Annotated in this window: 24 protein-coding genes and 2 pseudogenes; 11 read left to right on the top strand and 15 right to left on the bottom strand. The window is 74.2% G+C overall.

Annotated features, from left to right (window positions below):
- Positions 1 to 139: 139 nt before the first annotated feature.
- Positions 140 to 769, bottom strand: a complete 630-nt coding sequence (gene pdxH, locus NX801_RS09570) for a pyridoxamine 5'-phosphate oxidase (protein WP_258786997.1) — start codon at positions 767 to 769, stop codon at positions 140 to 142.
- A gap of 310 nt (positions 770 to 1,079) precedes the next feature.
- Between pdxH and NX801_RS09575 the strand changes: the two genes are divergently transcribed.
- The 3 genes from NX801_RS09575 to NX801_RS09585 all read left to right on the top strand — a co-directional run bounded on the left by NX801_RS09575 (position 1,080) and on the right by NX801_RS09585 (position 2,950).
- Positions 1,080 to 2,180: a citrate synthase 2 gene (locus NX801_RS09575; RefSeq protein WP_258786853.1), complete on the top strand. Its 1,101-nt coding sequence runs from the start codon at positions 1,080 to 1,082 to the stop codon at positions 2,178 to 2,180.
- A 123-nt stretch (positions 2,181 to 2,303) separates the two neighbouring features.
- Positions 2,304 to 2,543 (top strand): FitA-like ribbon-helix-helix domain-containing protein, encoded by a 240-nt coding sequence (locus tag NX801_RS09580; protein ID WP_258786854.1) that lies wholly within the window; start codon positions 2,304 to 2,306, stop codon positions 2,541 to 2,543.
- Positions 2,537 to 2,950 (top strand): type II toxin-antitoxin system VapC family toxin, encoded by a 414-nt coding sequence (locus NX801_RS09585; RefSeq protein ID WP_258786856.1) that lies wholly within the window; start codon positions 2,537 to 2,539, stop codon positions 2,948 to 2,950. The genes NX801_RS09580 and NX801_RS09585 overlap by 7 nt, the downstream gene beginning before the upstream one ends.
- A 12-nt stretch (positions 2,951 to 2,962) precedes the next feature.
- On the opposite strand, the gene NX801_RS09590 is transcribed toward NX801_RS09585, so the two are convergent.
- The 10 genes and pseudogenes from NX801_RS09590 to NX801_RS09630 all read right to left on the bottom strand — a co-directional run bounded on the left by NX801_RS09590 (position 2,963) and on the right by NX801_RS09630 (position 15,270).
- Entirely contained in the window at positions 2,963 to 3,658 is a 696-nt protein-coding gene (locus NX801_RS09590; protein ID WP_258786858.1) for a TetR/AcrR family transcriptional regulator, read from the bottom strand.
- On the bottom strand, positions 3,646 to 4,392 hold the full coding sequence (locus NX801_RS09595; protein WP_258786859.1) for an enoyl-CoA hydratase family protein: 747 nt from the start codon (positions 4,390 to 4,392) through the stop codon (positions 3,646 to 3,648). The genes NX801_RS09590 and NX801_RS09595 overlap by 13 nt, the downstream gene beginning before the upstream one ends.
- A gap of 255 nt (positions 4,393 to 4,647) precedes the next feature.
- Positions 4,648 to 5,781 (bottom strand): acyl-CoA dehydrogenase family protein, encoded by a 1,134-nt coding sequence (locus tag NX801_RS09600; RefSeq protein WP_428986114.1) that lies wholly within the window; start codon positions 5,779 to 5,781, stop codon positions 4,648 to 4,650.
- Between the two features lie 260 nt (positions 5,782 to 6,041).
- Positions 6,042 to 7,094 (bottom strand): annotated as a pseudogene (locus NX801_RS30985) (biotin/lipoyl-containing protein); the annotation flags it as partial.
- 168 nt (positions 7,095 to 7,262) lie between these two features.
- A pseudogene (locus NX801_RS30990) lies at positions 7,263 to 8,081 on the bottom strand (biotin carboxylase N-terminal domain-containing protein); the annotation flags it as partial.
- An 8-nt stretch (positions 8,082 to 8,089) separates the two neighbouring features.
- Positions 8,090 to 9,688 (bottom strand): acyl-CoA carboxylase subunit beta, encoded by a 1,599-nt coding sequence (locus NX801_RS09610; RefSeq protein WP_258786862.1) that lies wholly within the window; start codon positions 9,686 to 9,688, stop codon positions 8,090 to 8,092.
- Between the two features lie 169 nt (positions 9,689 to 9,857).
- Positions 9,858 to 11,576 carry an acyclic terpene utilization AtuA family protein gene (locus tag NX801_RS09615; protein WP_258786863.1) on the bottom strand — a complete coding sequence of 573 codons (1,719 nt, stop codon included), beginning with the start codon at positions 11,574 to 11,576 and terminating at the stop codon, positions 9,858 to 9,860.
- Positions 11,573 to 12,484: a TIGR03084 family metal-binding protein gene (locus NX801_RS09620; RefSeq protein WP_258786867.1), complete on the bottom strand. Its 912-nt coding sequence runs from the start codon at positions 12,482 to 12,484 to the stop codon at positions 11,573 to 11,575. Before NX801_RS09620 ends, NX801_RS09615 begins: the two co-directional genes overlap by 4 nt.
- A gap of 273 nt (positions 12,485 to 12,757) precedes the next feature.
- On the bottom strand, positions 12,758 to 13,678 hold the full coding sequence (locus NX801_RS09625; protein WP_428986115.1) for an EamA family transporter: 921 nt from the start codon (positions 13,676 to 13,678) through the stop codon (positions 12,758 to 12,760).
- Positions 13,679 to 14,016: 338 nt separating this feature from the next.
- Complete coding sequence (locus tag NX801_RS09630; protein ID WP_258786868.1) at positions 14,017 to 15,270, bottom strand: hypothetical protein; 1,254 nt, start codon at positions 15,268 to 15,270, stop codon at positions 14,017 to 14,019.
- A 534-nt stretch (positions 15,271 to 15,804) separates the two neighbouring features.
- Between NX801_RS09630 and NX801_RS09635 the strand changes: the two genes are divergently transcribed.
- From NX801_RS09635 to NX801_RS09670, 8 genes are all read left to right on the top strand, one after another.
- Positions 15,805 to 17,691 carry a sensor histidine kinase gene (locus NX801_RS09635; RefSeq protein WP_258786869.1) on the top strand — a complete coding sequence of 629 codons (1,887 nt, stop codon included), beginning with the start codon at positions 15,805 to 15,807 and terminating at the stop codon, positions 17,689 to 17,691.
- Positions 17,692 to 17,699: 8 nt separating this feature from the next.
- Positions 17,700 to 18,101, top strand: coding sequence for a roadblock/LC7 domain-containing protein (locus NX801_RS09640; protein WP_258786870.1), 402 nt, complete (start codon positions 17,700 to 17,702; stop codon positions 18,099 to 18,101).
- Entirely contained in the window at positions 18,098 to 18,466 is a 369-nt protein-coding gene (locus NX801_RS09645) for a DUF742 domain-containing protein (protein WP_258786871.1), read from the top strand. The genes NX801_RS09640 and NX801_RS09645 overlap by 4 nt, the downstream gene beginning before the upstream one ends.
- 160 nt (positions 18,467 to 18,626) lie before the next feature.
- Complete coding sequence (locus NX801_RS09650; protein WP_258786999.1) at positions 18,627 to 19,193, top strand: GTP-binding protein; 567 nt, start codon at positions 18,627 to 18,629, stop codon at positions 19,191 to 19,193.
- Positions 19,190 to 20,407: a cytochrome P450 gene (locus NX801_RS09655; protein ID WP_258786872.1), complete on the top strand. Its 1,218-nt coding sequence runs from the start codon at positions 19,190 to 19,192 to the stop codon at positions 20,405 to 20,407. The genes NX801_RS09650 and NX801_RS09655 overlap by 4 nt, the downstream gene beginning before the upstream one ends.
- Before the next feature lie 251 nt (positions 20,408 to 20,658).
- A complete protein-coding gene (locus NX801_RS09660; RefSeq protein WP_258787000.1) occupies positions 20,659 to 21,858 on the top strand; it encodes a cytochrome P450 family protein in 1,200 nt (399 codons plus the stop codon).
- Positions 21,859 to 22,088: 230 nt separating this feature from the next.
- Entirely contained in the window at positions 22,089 to 23,213 is a 1,125-nt protein-coding gene (serC, locus tag NX801_RS09665; RefSeq protein WP_258786873.1) for a phosphoserine transaminase, read from the top strand.
- 54 nt (positions 23,214 to 23,267) lie between these two features.
- Positions 23,268 to 23,714: a transposase gene (locus tag NX801_RS09670; RefSeq protein ID WP_258786874.1), complete on the top strand. Its 447-nt coding sequence runs from the start codon at positions 23,268 to 23,270 to the stop codon at positions 23,712 to 23,714.
- 742 nt (positions 23,715 to 24,456) lie between these two features.
- Here NX801_RS09670 and NX801_RS09675 read toward each other — a convergent pair.
- From NX801_RS09675 to NX801_RS09690, 4 genes are all read right to left on the bottom strand, one after another.
- Positions 24,457 to 24,603, bottom strand: a complete 147-nt coding sequence (locus tag NX801_RS09675) for a hypothetical protein (RefSeq protein WP_258786876.1) — start codon at positions 24,601 to 24,603, stop codon at positions 24,457 to 24,459.
- 16 nt (positions 24,604 to 24,619) lie between these two features.
- Complete coding sequence (locus NX801_RS09680; protein ID WP_258786877.1) at positions 24,620 to 24,988, bottom strand: hypothetical protein; 369 nt, start codon at positions 24,986 to 24,988, stop codon at positions 24,620 to 24,622.
- 197 nt (positions 24,989 to 25,185) lie between these two features.
- Positions 25,186 to 25,587, bottom strand: a complete 402-nt coding sequence (locus NX801_RS09685) for an ATP-binding protein (RefSeq protein ID WP_258786879.1) — start codon at positions 25,585 to 25,587, stop codon at positions 25,186 to 25,188.
- 26 nt (positions 25,588 to 25,613) lie between these two features.
- Positions 25,614 to 25,955, bottom strand: a complete 342-nt coding sequence (locus NX801_RS09690; protein WP_258786880.1) for a DUF6415 family natural product biosynthesis protein — start codon at positions 25,953 to 25,955, stop codon at positions 25,614 to 25,616.
- Between the last annotated feature and the right edge of the window lie 74 nt (positions 25,956 to 26,029).

The raw sequence follows: 26,029 nt of genomic DNA on the forward strand, positions 1-26,029 counted from the left end.
CCGACCCGCGGGCCCGTCGGCACATCCGGCCGACACCCCGGTCTCCGGAGCCCCGCTCCGGGAGCCGGGAAAGGGCCCGCGGGTTTCCGCTTGCCCCCTTATCCCCCCTTTTGCCCCCCTTCTTTTTCCGCCGGGGTCGTCAGGGAGCCAGGCGCTCGGTCTCCCAGCCGCCGTCCGGCCGGCGTACGTACCGCAGGCGGTCGTGGAGCCGGTTCTCGTGGCCCTGCCAGAACTCCATGGTCTCCGGCACCACCAGGAAGCCGCCCCAGTGCGGCGGTACCGGCACCGGCTCGCCGTCCGGGTGGCGGGCGGCCAGCTCCTCGTACCGGGCGAGCAGCTCCTCGCGGGAGCCGATCACCGAGGACTGGTCGCTGGCCCAGGCGCCCAGCTGGGAGCCGTGCGGACGGGTGCGGAAGTACGCCGCCGTCTCGTCCCGGCCGGTGCGGGCGGCCGTGCCGGTCACGATGACCTGGCGGGCGACCGGATGCCAGGGGAAGAGAAGTGAGACCCGCGGGTTGGCCGCCAGCTCGGCGCCCTTGCGGGAGGTGTAGTTGGTGAAGAAGACGAAGCCGCGCGCGTCGTAGTGCTTCAGCAGGACCGTACGGGTGGAGGGCCGGCCGTCGGGGGTGGCGGTGGCGACCACCATGGCGTTGGGCTCGTGGATCGCGGGGCTGCTCGCCACCTCCGCGAACCAGTGTGCGAACTGGTCCATCGGCTCGGGCACGAGATCCTCCTCGGACAGCTCCCGGGTGCGGTACTGCTCACGCATGGCGGCCGGGTCGAGGGCGGCGGGGTCCAGGGCGTCGGTCACCCGGCCATCCTGCCGCACCGGCGGGGCCTTCCGGGCCGGTCCAGTCTGCCCCGTACGAAAGGCCGCCAATCCTTCTTGACCGGTTCGGGGCAGTGTGCCGGACGTCACGCTTCCCCGCATCGGAGGAACCGTACAGACTCTAGGCCGGGTCACTGTGACCTTTCCACGACCGGACGGCTGGAAGACGGGACGGCCGACCCCCGGTCGTCGCACGTTGTCGCCAGTTGTCGCACGGCCAGTTGTCGCACTCACCACGAGGAGCCGCCTGATGTCCGACTTCGTTCCCGGGCTCGAAGGAGTCGTCGCGTTCGAGACGGAGATCGCCGAACCGGACAAGGAGGGCGGCGCGCTCCGGTACCGCGGCGTCGACATCGAGGACCTGGTCGGCCAGGTCTCGTTCGGCAATGTGTGGGGGCTGCTGGTGGACGGGGCGTTCAACCCCGGGCTGCCGCCCGCCGAGCCGTTCCCGATCCCGGTGCACTCCGGGGACATCCGGGTCGACGTGCAGTCCGCGCTCGCCATGCTGGCCCCGGTGTGGGGCCTGAAACCGCTGCTGGACATCGACGCCGAGCAGGCCCGCGAGGACCTGGCGCGGGCCGCCGTGATGGCGCTCTCGTACGTCGCCCAGTCGGCACGCGGCCAGGGGCTGCCGATGGTGCCGCAGGGTGAGATCGACAAGGCCCGTTCGGTGGTCGAGCGGTTCATGATCCGCTGGCGCGGGGAGCCGGACCCCAAGCACGTCAAGGCCGTCGACGCCTACTGGACCTCGGCCGCCGAGCACGGCATGAACGCCTCCACCTTCACCGCCCGGGTCATCGCCTCCACCGGCGCCGACGTGGCCGCCGCGCTCTCCGGGGCGGTCGGCGCGATGTCCGGCCCGCTGCACGGCGGGGCGCCCTCCCGGGTGCTGGGCATGATCGAGGAGATCGAGCGCACCGGCGACGCCACCGCGTACGTCAAGGGCGCGCTCGACCGGGGCGAGCGGCTGATGGGCTTCGGCCACCGGGTCTACCGCGCCGAGGACCCGCGCGCCCGGGTGCTGCGCCGTACCGCCAGGGAGCTGGCCGCCCCGCGCTTCGAGGTGGCCGAGGCGCTGGAGAAGGCCGCCCTGGAAGAGCTGCACAACCGCCGCCCGGACCGGGTGCTGGCGACGAACGTCGAATTCTGGGCGGCCATCGTGCTGGACTTCGCGGAGGTCCCGGCGCACATGTTCACCTCGATGTTCACCTGTGCCCGCACCGCCGGCTGGAGCGCCCACATCCTGGAGCAGAAGCGCACCGGCCGCCTGGTCCGCCCCTCCGCCCGCTACACCGGCCCGGGCGCCCGCGACCCGCGCGAGGTCCCCGGCCACGAGGCCATCACCGGCTGACGCCGGGCTCCGCCGGGACTCCCGTCCCGCCATGACGGACGGCGCCGCGCCCGGAGCTCCCGGGCGCGGCGCCGTCCACGCGTACAGCGTGCAGTCTGGCCCCAATGGGACTAGAATGCTTGCATGGCGACGATCCATGTACGTGACGTGTCCGACGACATACTGACGACCCTCAAGGTGCGTGCGGCACGGGCCGGGCAGTCACTCCAGGCATATGTGCATCAGCTCCTGGCCGACGAGGCGAGCCTGCTGACCCCGGTGGAGGCGGCGGAGGAAGCACGCGGGATCGCGGCGCGAAGCCATGTCACCGCCGATGACGTCATTGGAGTTGTCGAGGACCTGCGCGAGTCACGCGCGTGGTGACACGGGTTCTGGTCCTCGACACGTCGGCGCTGGTCGAGTTTCTGGTGGGGGCCGACGCCACCGCCGAACTCATTCGCACATCCACGGCAGGAGCCCGGCTGGCGGCTCCCCACGGGGTGGATCTGGAGTGCACCTCCGTCCTGCGCGGGTTGGTGCGAGGCGGAAAGCTGAGTGAGGACGAGGCCGCACGCGCGCTGACGCTGCTGGGGCGCATGCGGCTGCGTCGCTATGACCATGTGTCCCTGCTGCCACGCATCTGGGAGCTACGACACAACATGTGGCCCTATGACGCGTCGTACATCGCGCTGGCCGAGAGCCTGGGCGCCGAGGTCATCACGCTGGACGCCAAACTGGCGAGCGCTCCCGGCATCCGCTGCCGGGTGCGCGACCTCCGGCGCCACGCCTGACGAGCCCGCCGGTCAGGGGGCGGGGGCGCGCAACGCGTCCTCGACCAGCCGGGACCACTGGGCCACCACCCGGTCGCGGCGGGGGCGGTCGTCGGTGAGGAGGTTGGCGAGGCCCAGGCCGCGGGCCATGTCCAGCAGGCCTTGGACCGTCTCGCGGACACCCGGGAGCGACTCGTCGGCGCCCAGCAGTTCCACGGCGATCCGGTGGGTCTCGCGGCCGACGCGGGCCTCCAGCTCGGTGACGCGCGGGCGGAGCTGCTCCTCGTCGGAGGCGGCGACCCAGAGGTGGAGGGCGGCCCGGAAGAGCGGGCCGGTGTAGAGGTCGACCAGGGCGGCCACCACGGCCGGACGGTCCTGGCCCGGCAGCTCGCGCAGGGCGTGGGAGCGTTCCTCGGCGACGTACTCGACGGCGGCGGTGAACAGATCCTCCCGGGTCGGGAAGTGGTGCTGGGCGGCGCCCCGGGAGACACCGGCCCGTTCCGCGACCACCGTCACGGTGGAGCCCTGCCAGCCGCGCTCGGCCAGACAGGCCACCGCCGCCTCCAGCAGCCGCCGCCGGGTGGCCCGGCTGCGGTCCTGCTTCGGCCCCCGGGCCGCCCCGGACGGACCAGAAGCTTCCGTACCCCCGGCCGCGCCGGACGGAGCGGGGGCTCCGGCGGGTCCGGGCGCGCCGGGGGTACGGGAGGTCTCGGAGGTCACAACACCCATGCGGCGTCCCGTCGTTCGAGGAAGGCGGTCATGCCCTCGCGCGCCTCCGCCGAGGCGAAGAGCGAGGCCGAGCGCTGGACGAGATCCTCGGCGTCCCGCTCGAAGGTCTCCAGCACCCTAGCCGCGACCAGCCGCTTGGCCTCGGCCAACCCCTGCGGCGAGGCCCGGCGCAGCCCCTCCAGCATCGGCGCCAGCACGGTGTCCACGTCCTCCTTCGGCCCGGCCGGCACCGCCGTGACCAGGCCGATCCTGGCCGCCTCGGCCGCGTCGAACGGTTCGCCGGTCAGGCAGTAGCGGGCCGCCGCCCGGGGGTCGAGCCGGGGCAGCAGGGTGAGCGAGATCATCGAGGGCGCCACCCCGATCCGCACCTCGGTCAGCGCGAACTCCGCGTCCGCCGACGCCGCCACCAGGTCACAGGCGCCCAGCAGACCGAGCCCGCCCGCCCGGACCTTGCCGGTGACCCGGGCCAGCACCGGCTTGGGCAGCTCCAGCAGTTGCCGGAGCAGCGCCACGAAGGCGTACGGGCTGGGCGGCGCCTTGAGATCGGCGCCCGCGCTGAAGGTGGAGCCGGTGTGGGCGAGCACCACCGCCCGCACCGACCGGTCGGCGCCGCACCGCGCGAGCTGCTCCGCCAGCTCGGCCACCAGCCGCGCCGACAGGGCGTTGCGGTTCTCCGGCGAGTCCAGGGTCAGGGTGGTGATGCCGCGCTCGTACGCGGTGGTGACCAGGGTCATGCGCCTTCGCCCTCCCGTAGGGTGCGCCGCGGGTGCTTCCCGGACGCGACCGGTGGCACGCCCGCCGCCAGGGCGCCGCGCCGGAACTTCTCGTACGGGGCGGCCTGCCCGGACGCCTGCCCGGACATGCGGGCGGGCACGCCGTCCCCGGTGAGTTTCCTTCTCCCCCGGACCGCGCGCCCCGAACACCCCGGGGACGCCCGGCAGGATCTGACGGGCCTGACGGGTCCGACGGATCCGACGGACCTGACGGATTCAGTAGGACTTGGGGAGGCCCAGGGACTGGTGGGAGACGAAGTTGAGGATCATCTCGCGGCTGACCGGGGCGATCCGGGCCACCCGGGCCGCCGTGATCAGCCGGGCGAGCCCGAACTCACAGGTGAGCCCATTGCCGCCCAGGGTGTGCACGGCCTGGTCGACCGCGCGGACACACGCCTCGGCGGCGGCGTACTTGGCCATGTTGGCCGCCTCGCCCGCGCCCAGGTCGTCGCCCGTGTCGTAGAGGTGGGCGGCCTTGCGCATCATCAGGGCGGCCAGCTCCAGTTCGATGTGCGCCTGCGCCAGCGGATGCGCGATGGCCTGGTGCGAGCCGATGGGAGCCTTCCACACCTGGCGCTCCTTGGCGTAACCGACGGCGCGCCCGATCGCGTACCGGCCCATCCCGAGGGCGAAGGCGGCGGTCATGATCCGCTCCGGGTTGAGCCCGGCGAAGAGCTGGAGCAGCCCGGCGTCCTCGTCGCCCACCAGCGCGTCGGCGGGGAGCCGCACCTCGTCCAGGGTCAGTTCGAACTGCTTCTCATGGGCGTCGAGTTCCATCGGGATGGCCCGGCGACCGAACCCTTCGGCATCGCGTGGGACGACGAAGAGACAGGGCTTGAGCCGGCCGGTCCTGGCGTCCTCGGTGCGGCCGACGATCAGGGTGGCGTCGGCGAGGTCCACACCGGAGATGAACACCTTGCGGCCGGTGAGCACCCAGTCGCCGCCGTCCCGGCGGGCGGTGGTGGTGATCCGGTGCGAGTTGGAACCCGCGTCGGGCTCGGTGATGCCGAACGCCATGGTGCGGCTGCCGTCCGCCAGCCCGGGCAGCCAGCGGGCCCTCTGCTCCTCGGTGCCGAACCGGGCGATGACCGTGCCGCAGATGGCGGGCGAGACCACCATCATCAGCAGCGGGCAGCCGGCCGCGCCCAACTCCTCAAGCACGATGGAGAGTTCCGCCATGCCACTGCCTCCGCCGCCGTACTCCTCGGGAAGGTTGACCCCGAGGTAGCCGAGCTTGCCCGCCTCGGCCCAGAGGGCGTCCCGGTCGTGCGCCACCCCGTGGCGGCGGCCGAGCGCGGCGACGGCGGCGCGCAGTGCGGACTGTTCCTCGGTCTCGATGACTGCGGACATGGCTGCGGACATGGCTGGTCCTCCGGTCGAGTCGGGCGGTGGGGGCGGAGTGGGGGGTGGGCATACGAGAGGGTGGGGCGAGGCAGGGACTACGGGCTCCGCCGGCCGGTGGGAACACCGGACGGCTCCGGGCCGGCGGGAGCACCGGACGGCCCGGAGGTGCCGGGCGGCTCGGCGGCACTGGACGGCCCGGAAGGGCCGGACGGCCCGGGAGCGCCGGGCGGCTCGGGAGCGCCGGGCGGCTCGGGGGTGGCGGCCTGGACGACGGCGAGCAGGGTGCCCAGCTCGACCTGGCGGCCGGGGACGGCGTACAGGGCGGTGAGGGTGCCGTCGGCGGGGGCGGTGATGCGGTGCTCCATCTTCATCGCCTCCAGCCACACCAGCGGCTGCCCGGCCACCACCCGGTCGCCCGGAGCCAGTTCGGCCACCCGCACCACGGTGCCGGGCATGGGCGCCGGCAGCGAGCCGGGCTCGGCCCGCGCGGCGGGGTCGGTGAAGCGGGGGTGGACGGCCAGCCGGTGCGGGCCCACGTAGACGTGGCCGCCGTACACCGCCACGTCGAAGCGGCGTACGACTCCGGCGACTTCCAGGCGCACCCGGTCGGGAGCGACCGCCACCACCCGCACCCCGGGGTGGGACTCCACGGCGAAGGAGCCGTCCCGGGTGGGCCGGTAGCGCACCTCGTGGTCGCCGTACCGGCCGAGCTGGGGCCGGGCGGGGAGGTTCCGCCACGCCCCGAACGGCCCGCCCCGCCCGGCCGCGACCGCCAGCGCGGCGGCCACCGCGGCCAGGTCCTCGTCCGGCTCCGGCCCGGTGAGCGCGGGCAGGTGCCGGTCGTAGAAGCCCGTGTCGGCGCCCCCGACCAGGAACTCCGGGTGCCGCAGCGACCGGACCAGCAGCTCCCGGTTGGTGCCGGGCCCGTGCACCACCGCCCGCTCCAGGGCGTGGGCCAGCAGCCGCAGCGCCTCCGCCCGGTCGGGTGCCCGGGCCACCACCTTGGCCAGCAGCGGGTCGTAGTGGACGCCCACGGTGTCCCCGGAGGCGTACCCGGTGTCCACCCGCAGTCCGGGACCCCGGGGCAGCTCCAGCCGGTGCAGCGGGCCGGTGCGGGGTGCCCAGCCACCGGCCGGGTCCTCGGCGTAGAGCCGGGCCTCCACCGCGTGGCCGGAGGCGGGTGGCGGCTCGGGCGAGGGCAGCGGCCGGCCCTCCGCGATCCGGATCTGCCAGGCCACCAGGTCGATGCCGTACACCGCCTCGGTGACCGGGTGTTCGACCTGGAGCCGGGTGTTCATCTCCAGGAAGTGCGCCTCGCCGCCGGAGGTACCCGGCGCACGGGAGCCGGAGGTGCCGTCGCCCGGCTCCGCGCCCTCGCGGTCGCCGTCCCCCAAGGCACCTGGCGCACTGTGGCCGGAGGTGTCGTCGGCCCCGCCGCCCGGTTTCTCTCCCTCGGCGCCGTCGGAGGTGTCCGCTCCACCCCCCGTCACCAGGAACTCGACCGTCCCGGCGCCCCGGTAGCCGGTGGCCCGGGCGGCCCGCCCCGCCAGCTCGTACAGCCGCTCGGTGAGGCGCGGGCCGAGACCGGGTGCCGGGGCCTCCTCGATCACCTTCTGGTGGCGGCGCTGGAGCGAGCAGTCCCGGGTGCCGAGCAGCCAGACCGTGCCCTGGCCGTCGGCGAGCACCTGCACCTCGACATGGCGGCCGTGCTCCACGTACCGCTCGACGAACACCTCACCGTCCCCGAAGGCCGCCAGCGCCTCCGCCCGGGCCGCCGCCAACTCGTCCTCCAGCTCGGAGAGTTTCCGGACCACCCGCATCCCGCGCCCGCCGCCGCCGGCCGCCGCCTTGACCAGCACCGGCAGCTCCGCCCCGGTGACCTCGGTGAGCGGTGGCACGCCCAGCAGTTCCTTGGCCCGGGTCTTGGAGGCCATCGCCTCGATCGCCTCGGGCGGCGGGCCGATCCAGATCAGTCCGGCGGCGAGCACCGCGCGGGCGAACTCCGCGTTCTCGGAGAGGAATCCGTACCCCGGGTGCACCGCGTCGGCGCCCGCCGCCAGCGCGGCCCGCACGATCGACTCGCCCCGGAGGTACGTCTCCGAGGGCGCGGCCCCCGGCAGTCGTACCGCCGCGTCCGCCTCCCGTACGTGCAGGGCGTCCGCGTCCGGGTCGGAGTACACCGCCACGGTGGCGATGCCCAGCTCCCGGCAGGTGCGGAAGACGCGGCAGGCGATCTCGCCCCGGTTGGCGACCAGCAGGGTGCGGATCGACCGCGACTCCGGCTTCCTGATACCGGTTTCAGCCATCTGGTCCCTCACATCCGGAAGACGCCGAAGCCGCCGCGCGCGCCCTCGACCGGTGCCGTGTGGATCGCGGAGAGGCAGAGCCCGAGGACGGTGCGGGTGTCGCGCGGGTCGATCACCCCGTCGTCGTAGAGCCGCCCGGAGAGAAAGGCGGGCAGCGACTCGGCCTCGATCTGCTGCTCCACCATCGCCCGCAGCGCCGCGTCCCCCTCGTCGTCATAGGGCTGTCCCTTGGCGGCGGCCGACGCGCGAGCCACGATCGACAGCACCCCGGCGAGCTGCTGGGGTCCCATCACGGCGGACTTGGCGCTCGGCCAGGCGAAGAGGAACCGGGGGTCGTAGGCGCGGCCGCACATGCCGTAGTGCCCGGCGCCGTAGGAGGCGCCCAGCAGGACCGAGAGGTGCGGGACCCGGGAGTTGGCGACCGCGTTGATCATCATGGCGCCGTGCTTGATGATGCCGCCCTGCTCGTACTCCCGGCCCACCATGTAGCCGGTGGTGTTGTGCAGGAACAGCAGCGGGATGTCCCGCTGGTTGGCGAGCTGGATGAACTGCGCGGCCTTCTGCGACTCGGCGGAGAACAACACCCCCTGGGCGTTGGCCAGTACGCCGACCGGATAGCCGAGGAGCGAGGCCCAGCCGGTGACCAGGCTGGTGCCGTAGAGCGGCTTGAACTCGTCGAAGTCGGAGCCGTCCACGATCCGGGCGATCACCTCGCGCGGGTCGAAGGGGGTGCGCAGCTCGCCGGGGACGATCCCGAGCAGCTCCTCCGGGTCGTACTTCGGCGGCTCGGCCGGGCCCGGATCCGGGTGCGCCTTGCGGTGGTTGAGCCGGGCGACGATCCGGCGCGCCCGGCGGATCGCGTCCGGCTCGTCCAGGGCGTAGTGGTCGGCCAGCCCGGAGACCCGGGCGTGCATCTCGGCGCCGCCCAGCGACTCGTCGTCGCTCTCCTCGCCGGTGGCCATCCTCACCAGCGGCGGGCCGCCGAGGAAGACCTTCGACCGCTCCCTGATCATCACGGTGTGGTCGGACATGCCGGGGACGTACGCCCCACCGGCGGTGGAGTTGCCGAACACCACGGCGACGGTGGGGATTCCGGCGGCCGAGAGCCGGGTGATGTCCCGGAAGAGCGCCCCGCCGGGGATGAAGATCTCCTTCTGGGAGGGCAGATCGGCACCACCGGACTCCACCAGGCTGACGCAGGGCAGCCGGTTGGCGTACGCGATCTCATTGGCCCGCAGCGCCTTCCTGAGCGTCCAGGGGTTGGAGGCGCCGCCGCGCACGGTCGGGTCGTTGGCGGTGATCAGGCACTCGACGCCCTCGACGGTGCCGATCCCGGTGACCAGCGAGGCGCCCACCGGGTAGTCGCTGCCCCAGGCGGCGAGCGGGGACAGCTCCAGAAAGGCGGTGTCCGGGTCGAGGAGCAGCTCGATCCGCTCCCGGGCGAGCAACTTTCCGCGCTTCCGGTGCCGCTCGACATACTTCTCGCCGCCGCCCGCGAGCGCCTTGGCGTGTTCGGTCTCCAGGGCGGCCAGCTTCTCCAGCATGGCGGCGCGATGGGCGGCGTACTCGGGCGCGGCCGGATCGACGGCGGTGCGCAGCACGGTCATCGGCGGGACCTCCCGGCGGTGTCGCCCTGCGGTTCCGGGGCCGGAGCCGGGACCTCCCCCGGGGCCAGGGCCGAGACCGGGGCCGGGGCCGGGGCCGGGGCATCCCCCGGAACCGGGGCCGGGACCGGGTCGGGAACCGGGGCCGGTGGCCCCTCCCCTGCGTACGGATTCACAACAACGCCTCCGGGATGTCGAGATGACGGGATCGGAGCCATTCGCCGAGCGCCTTGGCCTGCGGGTCGAAACGGGCCTGGGCGGCGACGCCCTCGCCCAGCAGCCCGGCGACGGTGAAGTTCAGCGCGCGGAGGTTGGGCAGCGGGTGGCGGGTGACATCCAAGGCCGCTGTCTCCGGCAGCAGTTGGCGGAACAGCTCGGTGGTCAGGGTGTGCGCCAGCCAGCGCCAGCCGTCCTCCGAGCGGGCCCAGACACCGACATTGGCGTCCCCGCCCTTGTCACCGCTCCGGGCCCCCGCGACCAGGCCCAGCGGCGCCCGGCGCACCGGTCCGGCCGGGAGCGGGGCCGGGAGCGGCGGGTCGGCCACCGGTTCCAGGGGGCGGGTCCCGGCCGGATGGGGCACCACCAGCCGCTCGCCGTCCGGGAGTACGGCCAGGTGCTCGACCTCGCCGGGCTCGACGTACCGGGCCTCGAAGACACCGTAGGGCGCGCCCTTGCCGGGCGGGGCGGTCAGATGGAAGCCCGGGATGCCGGCGAGGGCCAGCTCGACGGCGGCCCCGGTGACCGACCGGCCCACCGCGTCCTGCGCCGGGTCGCGCACCACCAGCCGCAGCAGGGCGGAGGCGGTCTCCTCGGTGGCGGCGTCCGGGCGGTCGGTGCGGACCAGCTCCCAGCGCACCTCCGCGGGCCGGGCCCCGGACGCGTCCAGCGCGGCCTCCATCTGCGCCCGGACCAGCTCCGCCTTGGCCTCGATCGCCAGTCCGGTCAGCACGAAGACCACCTCGTTCCGCCAGCCGCCGAGCCGGCTGAGCCCGGCCTTGAGCAGCGGGGGCGGCGGCTCGCCCCGGACGCCCGAGACCCGCACCCGGTCCGGGCCCTCCTGGGTGAGCCGTACGGTGTCCAGCCGGGCCGTCACGTCCGGGCCCGGGTAGCGGGCGCCGGCCGTCTCGTAGAGGAGCTGGGCGGTGACCGTGCCGGTGTCCACGAAGCCACCGGTGCCGGGGTGCTTGGTGATCACCGCCGAACCGTCCTCGTACACCTCGGCCAGCGGGAAGCCGGGCCGGAGCAGCGCGGCCGGGTCGTGCTCGTGGAAGAACGCGTAGTTGCCGCCGGTCGCCTGGGCGCCGCACTCCAGGACGTGCCCGGCGACCACCGCCCCGGCCGCCCGGTCGTACGCCTGCGGGCCGTCCACCCGCTCCGTGTCCCAGCCGAACCACCAGGCCGCCGGTCCCGCGACCAGCGCGGCGTCGGTGACCCGGCCGGTGACCACCACCTCGGCGCCGCCGCGCAGACAGGCCGCGATGCCGCCGGCGCCCAGATAGGCGTGGGCGGTCAGCACCCCGTCGGGCGCCGGGAGCCGGTCGCCCGTCACGTACCCGATCCGTACCGGCAGCCCCAGCTTCTCCGCCAGTTCCCGCAGGGCGGCGGCGAGCCCGGCCGGGTTGAGGCCGCCCGCGTTGGTGACGATGCGGACGCCCCGCTCGTGGGCGAGGCCGAGCCCCTCCTCCATCTGGCGCAGAAACGTCCTGGCGTACCCGAGGGAGGGGTCCCGCATCCGGTCGCGGCCCAGGATGAGCATGGTCAGCTCGGCCAGATAGTCGCCGGTGAGCACGTCCAGCGCGCCGCCGGTGAGCATCTCCCGTACGGCTCCGAAGCGGTCGCCGTAGAACCCGGACGCGTTTCCGATCCGCAGCGGGGCCCGCGGGGCCCTCATGCCCCGCCCCGCCCGCCGGCCCCGGCCCGTCCCGTCCCGGGTGGCCGTCCCGCCGAAGGCGACGGCCCCGTCACGGGTGACGGCCCGGTCGCGGGTGCCCGTCCCGCCGAAGGCGCTGACCCCGCCGCGGGCGCCCGTCCCGGACCCGGCGGCCCGGCGAACGCCTGGGCGACGGTGAGCCAGTGGTCCGCCTCGGCGCCCTCGGCCCGGAGCGCGGTGTCGTCGCGGTGGACCCGTTGGGTGACCAGCAGGCAGAAGTCCAGGGCGGGCCCGGTGACCCGCTGGGGCGCGTCCTCGGGGCCGTACGCCCAGGTCTCCCTGCCATCCGGGGCCCGCAGCTCCACCCGGAACGGTCCGGGCGGGGCGGGGAGCCCCCGTACGGCGTACGCGTAGTCCCGGGCCCGCACCCCGAGCCAGGCGACATGGCGCAGCCGGGCGGTCGGCGGCCGGGCGACCCCGAGCGCGTCGGCCACGTCCTGGCCGTGCGCCCAGGTCTCCATGAGGCGGGCGGTGGCGAGCGAGGTCGCGCTCATGGGCGGCCCGTACCAGGGAAAGCGGCTGCCCGCCGGGGCCTCGGCCAGCACCCGGTGGAGGCGGGCCCGGCCCTCCCGCCAGCGGGCGAGCAGGGCGTCCGGCGCGGCGGTGGCGCCCGCCTCGGCGCCCTCGTCCACGAACCGGTCCGGCGCGGCGGCGGCCCGTTCGGCGGCGGTCGCGAAGGCCCCGGGGTCGGTGGCGGCGAGCAGGGCCGCCTCGTCGGTCCAGGCGAGATGGGCGATCTGGTGGGCGACGGTCCAGCCGGGCGCGGGGGTGGGCGTGGCCCAGGCGCCGGGCGGCAGCTCCGCGACCAGCCGGTCGAGCTCCTCGCTCTCCTCGCGCAGATCGTCCAGCACAGCGGGGGCTTCGGACACGGTGCGCTCCCTCCGGGGCACGCGGCACGGCGGCACGGCGGTGTCACGACCCGGCGGACGGAGCCCCCGGACGCGGCGGTGTGCCCCGGAGCATGGCAGCGCCGCCAGAAACAATCAAGCATGCTTGCTTTGATTGCGGCCAGGTTTCGGCCGATCTCCGGCCGTGTTCCGCCCGAGTTCCGCCGGGCTCCGGCCGGCGCGGCCGGCCTCGGACGGCTGCATCGGCCGACGGCATCGGCCCGGGCCCGCGGAGGGCCTCCCGGGGACGCGCCCTCAGCCGCGCGCCTCGCCCCGCCGCCCGGCGCCACCCCTGGCCTGCGTACGGACCGCGCCCATGCTCGCCGCGACGACCAGGGCGACGGCCAGCGCGTCGGTGGCCGAAAGCGCCTGGTGCAGCACGAGGAACCCGGCCGTCGCCGCGATGGCCGGTTCCAGGCTCATCAGCACGGCGAAGGTCGGCGCGGGCAGCCGGCGCAGGGCCAGCAGCTCCAGGGTGTAGGGCAGGACCGAGGACATCAGCGCCACCGCGAGGCCGAGCCCCACCGTCACCGGGTCCAGCAGCTTGCCGCCCGCCTCCGCGACGCCCAGCGGCAGGGTGAGCAGCGCGCCGACGGCCATCGCCAGCGCCAGCCCGTCGGCCTGCGGGAAGCGGCGGCCGGTGCGGGCGCTGAAGACTATGTACGCCGCCCACATCGCGCCCGCCGCCACCGCGAACCCGGCGCCCACCGGGTCGAGCCGGTCGAAGCCGCCGCCGCTCAGCAGCACCACCCCGCCCAGCGCCAGCCCGGCCCACACCACATTGACCAGCCGGCGGGAGGCGAGCACCGACAGCGCGAGCGGCCCCAGCACCTCCAGCGTCACGGCCGCGCCCAGCGGGATCCGGTCGACCGCCTGGTAGAAGAGGACGTTCATCCCGGCCATCGCGGCGCCGAACACCACCACGGTGCCCCAGTCGGCCCGCGAGTGGCCGCGCAGCCTCGTGCGGCAGGCGATCAGCAGCACCACGGCGGCGAGCACCAGCCGCAGGGTCACCACCCCCACGGCGCCCGCGCGGGGCATCAGCATGACCGCGACGGCGGCCCCGAACTGCACCGACAGCCCGCCCGCCACCACCAGCGCCACCGGCCCGAGCGGCCCCCGCCGCCCACCGCCCGGCACCGGTCCGCCGGACCGCGCCGCGGCGGCCTCCGGCAGCACGACGGCCGAGGCGGCCGGATCCTCCACGGCACCGGCGCGCGCCGCCGGGCCTCCGGTTCGGGTGGTGTCGTTCACGGCTCAGCCTTCATCACGGGGCACGGGGCACGGGGCACGGGTCGCTTGTCGCTCGTGACGGGTCACAGGTCTCGGGCCACAGATCATGGGTCACAGATCGCTCGTGACAGGTCACTCATCACTCGTCGCGCATTCATCCCACCGTACGACCACAGCCCCGAACCACCCCAGCCACTTTCGCCCCACCCGGACACACCCCGAGCACCCGGCGGCACAGCGCCCGCCGCCGAAAGGCCCGCCCCGGCGGATCCCCGCGCCGCTCACTTGAGCTTGGTGAACTCCTCGCTGAACTTGTAGAGCGTCAGCAGGATCGGCAGCAGGGAGAAGATCGGCTTGAGCCGGCCCCGCAGCGGATACCAGCGGGGCGCCTCGTAGAGGAGGCCGCCCTCGGCCGTCAGCAGGGCGAGCCTGGCGTCGTCGGTCACCGCACCGGAGCGCGCCTCCTCCCGGACCCGGGCGATCTCGGCGGCGACCGCGCTCCGCTGCCGCTCCACGACGGAGCGGTGGTTCCTGATCATCACCGTCAGCAGCGCCAGCAGGATTCCCGCGTTGGCCCAGATACCCACCAGGGCCACGACACCGACGACCGGGTTCTTCCAGTCGCCGGACTCCCCGCGCAGCAGATAGGCGGCGGCGGTCAGCGAGACGGTGAAGTTGAGAAAGCCCAGGTACACCATGGTGATCACCCGGCCCACCGGCTTCCAGCCGAAGTCGTCGTTCTGGGCTCGCGACACATACTGGAAGTCCCACATCCCGCGCGCTCCCCAGGAGAACGCGAGGAGCCGCTGATAGATGTAGCCCTGCTTGGCGGCGAAGTAGAGGCCGAGCGATCCGATGAGAATCCAGATGGCCGCCATCAGCGGGTGCTCCAGATAGTTCGCCCACCAGGAGACCCTGATCGATTCCATCGAGGGGTGCGACGCGGAGACCGCGGAGAGATCGGTGAAGGCCCGGCCTCCGTCGTAGGCCCAGAAGTAGAGCCCGGCGCTGCCGGCCACGCACGCGAACGCCAGGGCCGTCTTGGCCGGCCGCCCTATGCGGACGCGCGTCTCCAGTGCGGTGAGACGGCGGGCGAGGTCTCCCGCCGCGAGGTCCGGGGACCGCACCAGGCCGGACTCGACGATCTCCTCCTTCAGCCGCGCCAGCCGGGTTATCAAGGTGAGATAGAGCGTCACGGCGAGCGTCGACGTGAACCCCAGCGCGGCGCTCGGGAGATCGGCCACGAGCGGGAGCGTCCGGCAGGCCGTGACGCCGTCCCCGGCCGCCGGGACGGCCACATGCAGCAGGGTCGCCGGGCTGCACCCGGGGGCCGTTGCCAGTCCCTCGGCCGCGCAGGCGGCCCACACCAGAGTCATGATCCCCAGCGGGACTCCGCAGATGAAGGCCAGCTGTCCGGGCCTCCCCTCGGGGGTCACCCGCTCCGGGTACTCGTCCAGCAGCCGTCCCGTGAACGCGAGGCCCCGGGAGAGCCATGTCCTGGTCCGGCGCCGGCTGAGGTATGAGGGCACGTCCATTCCTCGTCTGTGCGTCGGCCACTGACGCGCACGGGGCGGGTGGCGCGGAAGGTGCGGGTACAGACTGATGTACCCGCCCGCGCACCGGTGACACGACGGCGGCCGGCGTCCCCCGCGCCCACTCGGCCCCAACTCGGTTTCTCGCCGCCGTGCTTGCGTGTCCGGGACCGGAGCTGAGACTTCCGTACCCGCGAGGACGTACGGGCGGCCCGCCGTGACCGACAGGGTCCATGGGAGTCGGCCGCGGCGACCCCGGGCGTCCGATGGGTGTTGTCAACACCTACTCTTGGACATTTCACGGGTTCTCAGCCACGGGCCCGTGAGAAGGCCCGCCGGGGGCCGGACGTCGGGCCGGATGTGCGGCCGGACGGAGAGCCGCACAGCGCCGTACGCGGAGCCGTGCGCGGAGCGGGACGTAAGAAAGCCCACAAGGAGCGAGGAGACTTCCCAAAGTGATCGTCAACTCTCCTATAGTGACCAGAGTTTGTCGGGATTCGACGGCTCCAGTTGTCCGCCCACGCTCCGAGGACTGACGTGTCGCACTCCTCCTTCCGGCCGGTCGTACCGGTCCTGCTGACAACGGCGGCCGTGACCGGCCTGCTCTGCGTGGTGGCCGTGGCCGCCGCCCCGGAGGCGGGGCGGGACGCGGTGCTGTGGGTGGCGGTCGCGGCGGCGGTGGCGCTGACCGCCGCGGTCACCGTCGCCGCGCACGGGCTGCGTACCGCCCGGCAGCTCCGCGACGAACGGGCTCGGCTCACCGACGAGACCCAGCGCCGGGCGGCCGACACCGCCCGCACGGTCGCCGAGGCCCGCGACCGGGCCGCCCGCGCCACCGCCGAGGCCGCGCGGGTCACGGCGGAGGCCCAGGCCCAGGCCGCCCGGTCCGTCGCGGAGGCGGGCTCCCGGGCGGACCAGGCGGTCGCGGAGGCCGGCAGCCGTGCCGAACGGGCCGTCACCGAGGCCCGGACCACCGCCGACCAGGAGATGGCGCGGGTGCGGACCGAGGCCGACCGGGCGGTGAACGAGGCCCGGGAGAGCGCCGAGCAGCGGGTGGTGGAGGCCCGGGCGGGCGCCGAGCGGACCGTGAGCGAGGCCCGGCGCAGCGCCGACGAACGGATCAGCGAGGCCCGGGAGACCGCCGACCGGCAGATGGCGGAGGCCCGCGCCGAGGCGGTACGCGCCCGGCGCGAGGCGACCCGCAGCGAGACCAACCGGGCCGCCGCCGTGGCTGCCTGCGCCAACGCGGCCGGCCGGATGCAGGCGCTGGCCACCGGCATGCTGGCCGACCTGCGCGAGATGGAGCACCGGCACACCGACGAGGACGTGCTCACCGATCTGCTCCACCTGGACCACCGCACCGCCCAGGCCGGCCGGCTCGCGGACTCCATCGCGGTGCTGACCGGCGCCCGGTCCGGCCGCCGCTGGGCCCGGCCGATCGTGATGGAGTCCATCCTGCGCGGCGCCATGGGCCGGATCGGCGGCTACCGTCGCGTACGGCTCCACTCCACCAGCGACGCGGCGATCGCCGGGCACGCGGCCGAGGGCGTGATGCACGCGCTCGCCGAACTCCTCGACAACGCGGCCAACTTCTCGCCGCCCACCGCCGAGGTGCATGTCTATGTGGAGGAGGTCCCGGCCGGTCTGGTCATCACCGTCGAGGACAGCGGCCTGGTGATGAGCGACGTCCAACTGCGGCGCGCCGAACGGGCGGTCACCGCCGAGAGCACCGACCTGACCGGCCTCTCCGGCACCCGCCTCGGTCTCGCCGTGGTCGGCCGGCTGGCCCGCAAGCACGGGCTGACCGTGTCGTTCCGGCCCTCGGCACGCGGGGGCACCGGCGCCCTGATGATGCTGCCGCAGGAGCTGGTGGTGCGCACCGACCGCCCCGAGGACCGGCCGGCCGGCGCGGACCGGGCGAACGGGACGCCCGCGCTCCCGGCGCGCGCCGCCGGCCGCGGCCCGCTGGCCCTGGAGCCGGGACCGGGTGCGGCGCCGGCTCCGGAGCCCGCGAGCACGGCCACGGCGACGGCCATGACCGCGACCGCGTTCCCGAGCACCGGGGCCGGCGTGGCCTCCGGCGGGCCCACCACCCCCGGTGGGCTGCCCAAGCGGCGCCGGGGCCAGACGCTGGCCGCCGCCCACCCGGCCGGCGCTCCCGCCACCCCGGGCACCGAGCCCCTCCCCGGACCGGCGACCGGGCGCCATGCCCGTACCGGAGCACCGAGCGCGGATGGCTCGGACGACACGGCCGCCGGATCGACGGCGTCCACCGCCTCCACCGCGTCCCCGGCCTCCACGGCATCCCCCACCGCCCCCGCCGCCCCCGCCGACGGCTCGGTGCCCGCCGGGCACCGGACCGCGGCGGCCCGCTTCAGCAGCTTCCGCCAAGCGGTACGCACCACCACGGAAGGCACCCCCTGATGACCGGCATGTCCAGCACCACCGACGAGAAGCTCAACTGGCTGCTGGAGAACCTCCTCCAGCGCACCCCCGGCACCCGGCACGCCCTGGTGCTCTCCCGGGACGGCCTCAAGCTGTGCCGTACGCCCGAACTCTCCGTCGACCAGGCCGACCAGCTGGCCGCCATATCGGCGGGCATCCAGAGCCTGTCGCACGGCGCCTCCATGGAGTTCGGTGACGGCAGCGGCGGGGTGCGGTCGGCGATGGCCGAGTTCTACGGCGGTGTCCTGCTCATCGTGGAGGCGGGTGCCGGCGCCCATCTCGCGGTGGTGGCGGCCGACGACTCCGACGTCGGCCTGATCGGCCACAACATGAGCGAACTGGTCGAGCAGCTCGGTGAGTACCTGCACGCCGAGCCCCGCGCCACATGAGCGCCCCCGGCCCGCGCGACGAGTCCCCGGACCGCCTCTACACGGTCACCGGGGGCCGTACCCGCGCCGGCGACGACACGCCGTTCGACCTGGTCACGCTGGTGGTGACCGAGTCCGAGCCGGTGCCCGGCATGCAGTCGGAGCACCGGACGATCCTGCGCCTGTGCCGGCGGCCGACCGCCGTGGTGGAGGTGGCGGCCGAACTGGGCCTGCCGGTGAGCATCGTCCGCATCCTGCTCGCGGACCTGCTCGCCACCGGCCGGATCAGCGCCCGCCACCCGCGCACCTCCCGGCACCCGGGCACACACGGCCTCCCCGACCCCGACCTCCTGGAACAGGTGCTCGTTGGACTCCGCAACCTCTGACCCCGCGCACGGCACCCCGACCGCCACCCCCTCCGTCACCGGCACCCCCGGCACGGGCACCGGCGCCCCGGCGACCGCCACGGACTCCGGCACGCACACCGGCGCCCCGGACGCCGGTCCGGACACCGGCGCGCGCACCGGCAGGCACGCCCGTACGCCGCTGGCCGGGACCGCCGACAACGGGCTGAAGATCGTCGTGGTGGGCGGCTTCGGGGTCGGCAAGACCACCATGGTCCGCTCGGTCAGCGAGATCCGTCCCCTCAACACCGAGGAGACGATGACCCGCGCGGGCGAGGGCGTCGACGACCTCACCGGGGTGGGCACCAAGACCGCCACCACCGTGGCCTTCGACTTCGGCCGGATCACCCTGGACGCCCGCAACGTCCTCTATCTCTTCGGCGCCCCCGGCCAGGAACGGTTCTGGTTCCTCTGGGACCGGCTCTTCTCCGGCACCCTCGGCGCGGTGGTGCTGGTGGACACCCGGCGGCTCGCGGACTCCTGGTACGCGATCGACCGGCTGGAACACCACGGCACCCCGTTCATCGTGGCCTGCAACGACTTCGGCGGCCCGGTCCACACCGAGCAGGAGATCCGCGAGGCGCTGGACCTCCCGGAGCACGTACCGCTGGTGGAGTGCGACGCCCGCGACCGCTCGTCCAGCAAGTACGTCCTGATCACCCTCCTCGAACACCTCCAGGCCCAAGCCCTCCGGGAGACCAGAACATGACCGCCCCCGTGCCCCTGTCCGGGCCCCGGTTCCAGACCGAGCCCACCCAGCTCTACCGGGAGATACGGCGGGAGCACGGAGCCGTCGCGCCCGTGCTGCTCGACGGCGACGTCCCGGCCTGGCTGGTGCTCGACTACCGCGAACTCCACCAGGTCACCGCCGATCCGGTGCTCTTCAGCCGCGACTCGGAGCTGTGGAACCAGTGGGACAACATCCCGCCGGACTGGCCGCTGCTGCCGATGATCGGCCGCAGGCAGCCCTCGATCCTGTACACCGTCGGTGAGCGGCACCGGCAGCGGGCGCGGATGATCGGGGACGCGCTGGAGTCGGTCGATCCGTTCACGCTGCGGAAGTACGCGGAGACGTACGCGGACGGGCTGATCGACGCCTTCTGCGGCGTCGGGCACACCGACCTCGTGGCCCGGTACGCCATGCTGCTGCCGGTCCGGGTGCTGGTGAAGATCTACGGCGTGCCCGACGACGAGGGACCGGCCCTGGTCACCGCGCTCAACGACATGATCGACGGCCGGGAACGCGCGCTCGCCGGCCAACAGCACCTGGCCGGCTCGATGTTCGCGCTGCTCGCCGCCAAACAGGCCGAACCGGACGACTCGGTGGCCTCCCGGATGCTGGAGGACCCGTCCGGCTTCACGGTGGAGGAGGTCGCCCAGGACCTGATGGTGATGATGGCCGCGGGCCACCAGCCGACCGCCGACTGGATCGGCAACTCGCTGCGGCTGATGCTCACCGACGACCGGTTCGCCGCCTCGCTCTCCGGCGGCCGGCACAGTGTGGCCGAGGCGATGAACGAGGTGCTCTGGGCCGACACCCCGACCCAGAACGTGGCAGGGCGCTGGGCCTCCCGGGACACCCGGCTGGGCGGCCGGCACATCAGGGCCGGGGACCTGCTGCTGCTCGGGCTGGCCGCCGCCAACGCCGACCCGCAGGTGCACATCGACCACACCGCGCTCACCGGCGGCAACAGCGCCCACTTCTCCTTCGGCCACGGCGAGCACCGCTGTCCGTTCCCGGCCCAGGAGGTGGCCGAGGTCATCGCCAGGACCGGGATCGAGGTGCTGCTCGACCGGCTGCCCGATCTGGACCTCGCCGTACCGGCCGACTCCCTCACCCGCCGCCCCTCCCCCTGGCTGCGCGGCCTCACCGAGCTGCCGGTCACCTTCTCCCCGACCCCGGCACTCGGCGGCGCCGTATGACGGCGGCGGGGCCTGGGGCGGGCGCCGCGCCCGGGGCCGCCGGACCCGTACCGGGGGCGGGTGGCGGGCCGGGGGCGGGTGGCGTGCCTGGGGCCACCGGACCCGTACCGGGTGCGGACGCAGGGCCGGGGGCGGGTGGCGGGCCGGGCGCGGGCGCAGGGCCGGGGTTGGGCACCGGGCCGGGTGCGGGCGCCGCGCCCGGGGCCGCCGGACACGTACCGGGGGCCTCCCCGGACGGAGCCCAACACCCCATCCCTCTGGACCCGTTCGTCCGGGACCTGGCCGGGGAGACGGCCCGGCTGCGTGCCGCCGGGCCGCTCGCCCGGGTGCTGCTGCCCGGCGGGGTGCCGGTCTGGGCGGTGACCCACCATGCCGAGGCCCGCCAACTCCTCACCGATAAACGGCTGGTGAAGGACATCGGCGTCTGGGGTGCCTGGCAGCGCGGCGAGATACCGCCGGACTGGCCGCTGATCGGGCTCGCCAACCCGGGCCGCTCGATGCTCACCGTGGACGGCGAGGACCACCGCCGGCTGCGCTCCCTGGTCGCCCAGGCGCTCACCCCGCGCCGGGTGGAGCGGATGCGGGCCCGGATCACCGAGCTGACGGCCGGCCTGCTGGACGCGCTGGAGCGGCGCCCGGCGGGCGAAGTCGTCGATCTCAAGGCGGAGTTCGCCCACCCGTTGCCCATGTATGTGATCAGCGACCTGATGGGTGTCGACCCGGCCGGGCACCCCCGGCTGAAGATCCTCTTCGACAAGTTCTTCTCCACCCAGACACCGCCCGCCGAGGTGGTGGCCACCCTGGAGGAGCTGGCCGGGATGATGGCCGCGGTGGTGGCCGACCGGCGCGCCACGCCCGGCGACGACCTGACCAGCGCGCTGATCCTCGCCTCCGAGAACGGCGACCGGCTGACCGACCAGGAGATCGTCTCCACCCTCCAGCTGATGGTGGCGGCCGGCCATGAGACCACCATCTCCCTGATCGTCAACGCCGTGGTGAACCTCTCCACCCATCCGGAACAGCTCGCCCTGGTCCGCTCCGGGGCGGCCGGCTGGGACGCCGTGGTGGAGGAGACCCTGCGCTGGTCGACGCCGACCTCGCACGTACTGATCCGGTTCGCCACCGAGGACGTGGCGGTGGCCGGACGGACCCTCCCGGCGGGCGAGGCGCTGATCGTCTCGTATGCCGCGATCGGCCGCGACCCGGCCCAGTACGGCCCGACGGCGGACGCCTTCGACCTCACCCGCTCCCCCAACCGGCACCTCTCCTTCGGCCACGGCCCGCACGTCTGCCCGGGCGCCGCGCTCTCCCGGCTGGAGGCGGGCATCGCCCTCCCCGCCCTCTACGCCCGCTTCCCGGACCTGGCCCTGGCGGTCCCGGCCACCGAGCTGCGCAACAAGCCGGTGGTGACCCAGAACGACCTGCACGAACTCCCGGTACGCCTCCGCTGAGCCCTCCCCGCCCGGCGAGCGGGACGGGCACCCGGCGTCCAGGCGTCCAGGCGTCCAGGCGTCCAGGCGTCCAGGAAAGGCGTACCGGCCCTCCGCCTCCCCCGTCCCGTCCCGACCGGCCCCAGCCATGTCTCAGCCCGATTCGTTGTCTCAGATCGTCGTCTCAGGTCGACGTCTCAGGTCACGGACATGGCTCTCGGCCCCCACCCGGAGGCACTAGGCTCCGGACCGTGGCTGAGATCCGGATTCCCGCTGACATCAAGCCCGCCGACGGCCGTTTCGGCGCGGGCCCCTCCAAGGTGCGGACGGAGGCGCTGGACGCCCTCGCCGCCACCGGTGCCTCCCTCCTCGGCACCTCCCACCGCCAGGCGCCGGTCAAGAACCTGGTGGGCGAGGTCCGCGCGGGTGTGCGCGAGCTGTTCTCGCTGCCCGACGGGTACGAGGTGATCCTGGGCAACGGCGGCTCCACCGCCTTCTGGGACGTCGCCACCCACGGGCTCATCGACAACAAGTCGCAGCACCTCTCCTTCGGCGAGTTCTCCTCCAAGTTCGCCAAGGCGGCCAAGCTGGCCCCCTGGCTGGCCGAGCCCACCGTCATCTCCGCCGACCCCGGCACCCACCCGGAGCCGCGCGCCGAGGCGGGCACCGATGTGTACGCGCTCACCCACAACGAGACCTCCACCGGTGTCGCCGCGCCGATCCGCCGCCCGGCCGGCGCCGACGAGGGCAGCCTGGTCCTGGTGGACGCCACCTCGGGCGCGGGCGGCCTGCCGGTCGACATCACCGAGACCGACGTCTACTACTTCGCCCCGCAGAAGTCCTTCGCCTCGGACGGCGGGCTCTGGATCGGCGTCTTCTCCCCGGCCGCCCTGGAGCGCGCGGCCCGGGTGCACGGCTCGGGTCGCCATGTGCCGGAGTTCTTCTCGCTGCCGACCGCCATCGACAACTCGCTGAAGAACCAGACGTACAACACCCCGGCGCTGGCCACCCTGTTCCTCCTCAACGAGCAGCTGAAGTGGCTGAACGGCCAGGGCGGTCTGGAGTGGGCCACCGGCCGCACCGCCGCCTCCGCCCGGGCGCTGTACGGCTGGGCCGAGCAGTCCAAGCACGCCACCCCGTTCGTCACCGACCCGGCCAAGCGCTCCCAGGTGATCGGCACCATCGACTTCGCGGACGACATCGACGCGGCGGCGATCGCCAAGGTCCTGCGCGCCAACGGCATCGTGGACACCGAGCCGTACCGCAAGCTCGGCCGCAACCAGTTGCGCGTCGCCATGTTCCCGGCCATCGACCCGGCCGACGTCGAGGCCCTGACCGCCTGCGTGGACCACGTCATCGAGAACCTGCCCGCCTAGGCTGTGTGGGGGAAGCGGGCTCCGCTCCTCGTCCCGCATCGCGATGATCTGGGTGTGGGACGAGGGGATCTTTCCGATGAGCAGTGGACTCTGCTGGAGCCGTTGCTGCCGGTGACGGTCCTGGGCAGGCCCTCGGTAGGCCGGCGCAAGCTGATCGACGGGATCCGGTGGCGGGTGCGGACCGGTGCTCCGTGGCGGGATCTCCCGTCGGAGTCGGACCCTGGCAGACGGTCTACGGACTCTTCCGTCGCTGGCAGCGGGACGGCACCCGGCCGGTGGTGTGACCAAGCGGCAGGCCCGGGCGGTCGTCGTTGCCGCAGGCGCCCGCCACAACGGCCAAGACCAGAAGGAACCGCCGGGCGGGGTCGGCACCGAGCCGGACGACCACGGCCTGGGCCGGTCCCGGGGGGCTTCACCACAAAGGTCCACCTGGCCTGCGAACAGGGCCAGCGGCCGCTGTCCCTTCTGGTCACCGCCGGGCAGCGCGGCGACAGCCCGTAGTTCACGGCCATCCTTGAAGGCATCCGGGGCCCTCGCGTCGGGCCAGGCCGTTCCCGAGTCCGTCCACTGCGGGTGAGGGGCGACAAGGCGTGCTCATTTCGCGCCAACCGGGTTCACCTGCGAAAGCGCGGGATCCGGGGCACGATTCCGGAGCCGGCCGACCAGACCAGGAACCGCAAGCGACGCGGAAAGGCCGGTGGGAGGCCTCCGGTCTGGACGAAGGCGGTTATGAGATCGTCCGCCGCGACACCACCCGGAACGAGCACGAGGTCGCCACCTCGACCAGCATCGACGACATCGCCCGCGACCTCACCGTCTGGACGGCCGCCCGCAACATCAGTGCTCGCCGGCCCCGCCCCCGCACCGACATCGAATCTCCGCGGCGTGCTCCCGCGCAGCGGCTGCCTCCGCTCCGGCACGAATTCGATCGTCCTCGAAGACCAGCACGCAGGCCAACGCGTCCAAGGCATCAGCGACCTCCTCCTGCCAGTCAGCGAACTCGACGGAGTCCGCTGTGGGCGGCCGCTGCGACTTCACAGAGCGGAGACGGCGCAAGGAGTGCTTCAGCACGGAGTCAACCACGAGGCTTCTTTCGATCGGAACGCGGTCGTCCCCATCGTGCGCCAGTTTCAAAACACGGCCCAGCCGTCCGCCTCCCTCCGGCTGCAGGCAGCCGACGCGCGCCCGCCGGCGCAGGGCCCGGGGGCCCCGGTGGCGGGCGCGCGCCATACCCGGCGGGCGGTCAGTCGCGGCGTACGCGTTCCACGAGGTCCTGGAGGCGGCCGTCCAGCACCCAGTCGGCTGTAAGCCGGTCGTCGTGGCCCTCCGCGCTCAGCACGAGCACCCGCTCCTCCGACTCCGGCCCCCCGGCGCCGAGTACGGGAGGCATGTGCGCCCGGGGCCGGTCACGGCGCGTCCCCCGGCCCGGTCCCCGGCGGCAGGGAGTCCGGCCCGGCCTCGGCAACCGCCCGCCGGATCACCTCGCGCTTGTGGTCGGCGTGCTCGCTCCGCAGCCGCTGAAGGCCCCGGCGGGCGTGCTCGGGCGTACGCCACTCGGGAGGCGTGGCGGCATCCACCCGGGCCCGCATGACGTCGAACATGCGGTGGAGTTCCCGGTGGCGGACGTGCCGGCTCCACCAGTCCTCCGCCCACCAGACCGGGCGCAGCGCCCAGTCGCGCACCCTGCGGCGGGGAAAGAAGATGCGTTCCAGATCGCGCCGCACCTTCCGCTGTTCCTCGGTGAGCCGGGGCTTCTTCCACCCGAGCCGCCTCACCGGGACCACCGGGGGCCAGTGAAGGAGGCGGGGGCGTACGGTCCGGTCATGCCGGATCCGTGGTGGTCCTTGATGATCACAAGTTGGTCCCGTTGCCATGGGCGTGTGAAGTGGGATGGAGCCGCCGTGTCCGAGGAGGAAGCGGGTACGGCCCGGGTGCAGGACGGCGAAGAGGGCGTGGGGCCGTCCACAGCGGCTCAGGGCGGGCAACTGCCGTCGCTGATCAGGCACCAGACCTGCTTGCCGGGGCCTTCCGCAGCCGGTCCGTAACCCCAGCAGGTGGTCAGCGCGTCCACCAGCGCCAGTCCCCGCCCGTCCGTGGCGCCGAGCCCCGCCGAGCGCGGCACCGGCGGGTCCGGGGAGGGGTCCTCCACCGTGATCAGCAGCAGCCGCTCCGCGCGATGAGCGGCCAGCCGCACCGTGTCCCCGGAGCTGCGGCACCCGTGCCGGACGGCGTTGGCCACCAGCTCGTGCGCCACCAGCACCACGGCGTCCGGCTCCGGCCACCCCCACTTGACCACCCGCCGCTCCAGCGACTCCCGCGCCCCCGCGATCTCCGCGAGGTCACCCGGGATCACCGCGGCGAAAGCCTCGTGCACCGGGGAAGCGACAACCCGCCGGCCGTTCATGCCACCACCACCGGTGGCGCGCCCTCCAACAGCACGTCGAGCAGCCCCTCGGTGACCACAGCGAGCCGCCGCAGATACCCCAGCGGACCACCCACCGCCACGGCCTCGTCGTCCCGCTCAAGCGCCCGAGCTCGCTCCACCAACCGCCCGGCCCGGCCCTCCGGCCGGCCCTTGAACCACTCCACCACCACGGCCGCAAGCCGGCCCGGCACGCCCTGAAGCCGCCCGACCAGCCCCTCGATCTCCGCGTCGGCCAACGCGCCGCTGGGCCCAAGGAGCAGCTCCAGCACGTCGTACAGCGGCTCCACCGGCTGCCCGACCCGGAGAAGGTCGGCCATCCGAGCCAACTCGTCGTCCGAGTGGATCGGCGCCCAGCCGTTGGTGTCCCCGGCACCGGAGCGGTCGTCGTTGC

It is taken from the genome of Streptomyces pyxinae, assembly GCF_024756275.1.
GTDB lineage: Bacteria > Actinomycetota > Actinomycetes > Streptomycetales > Streptomycetaceae > Streptomyces > Streptomyces pyxinae.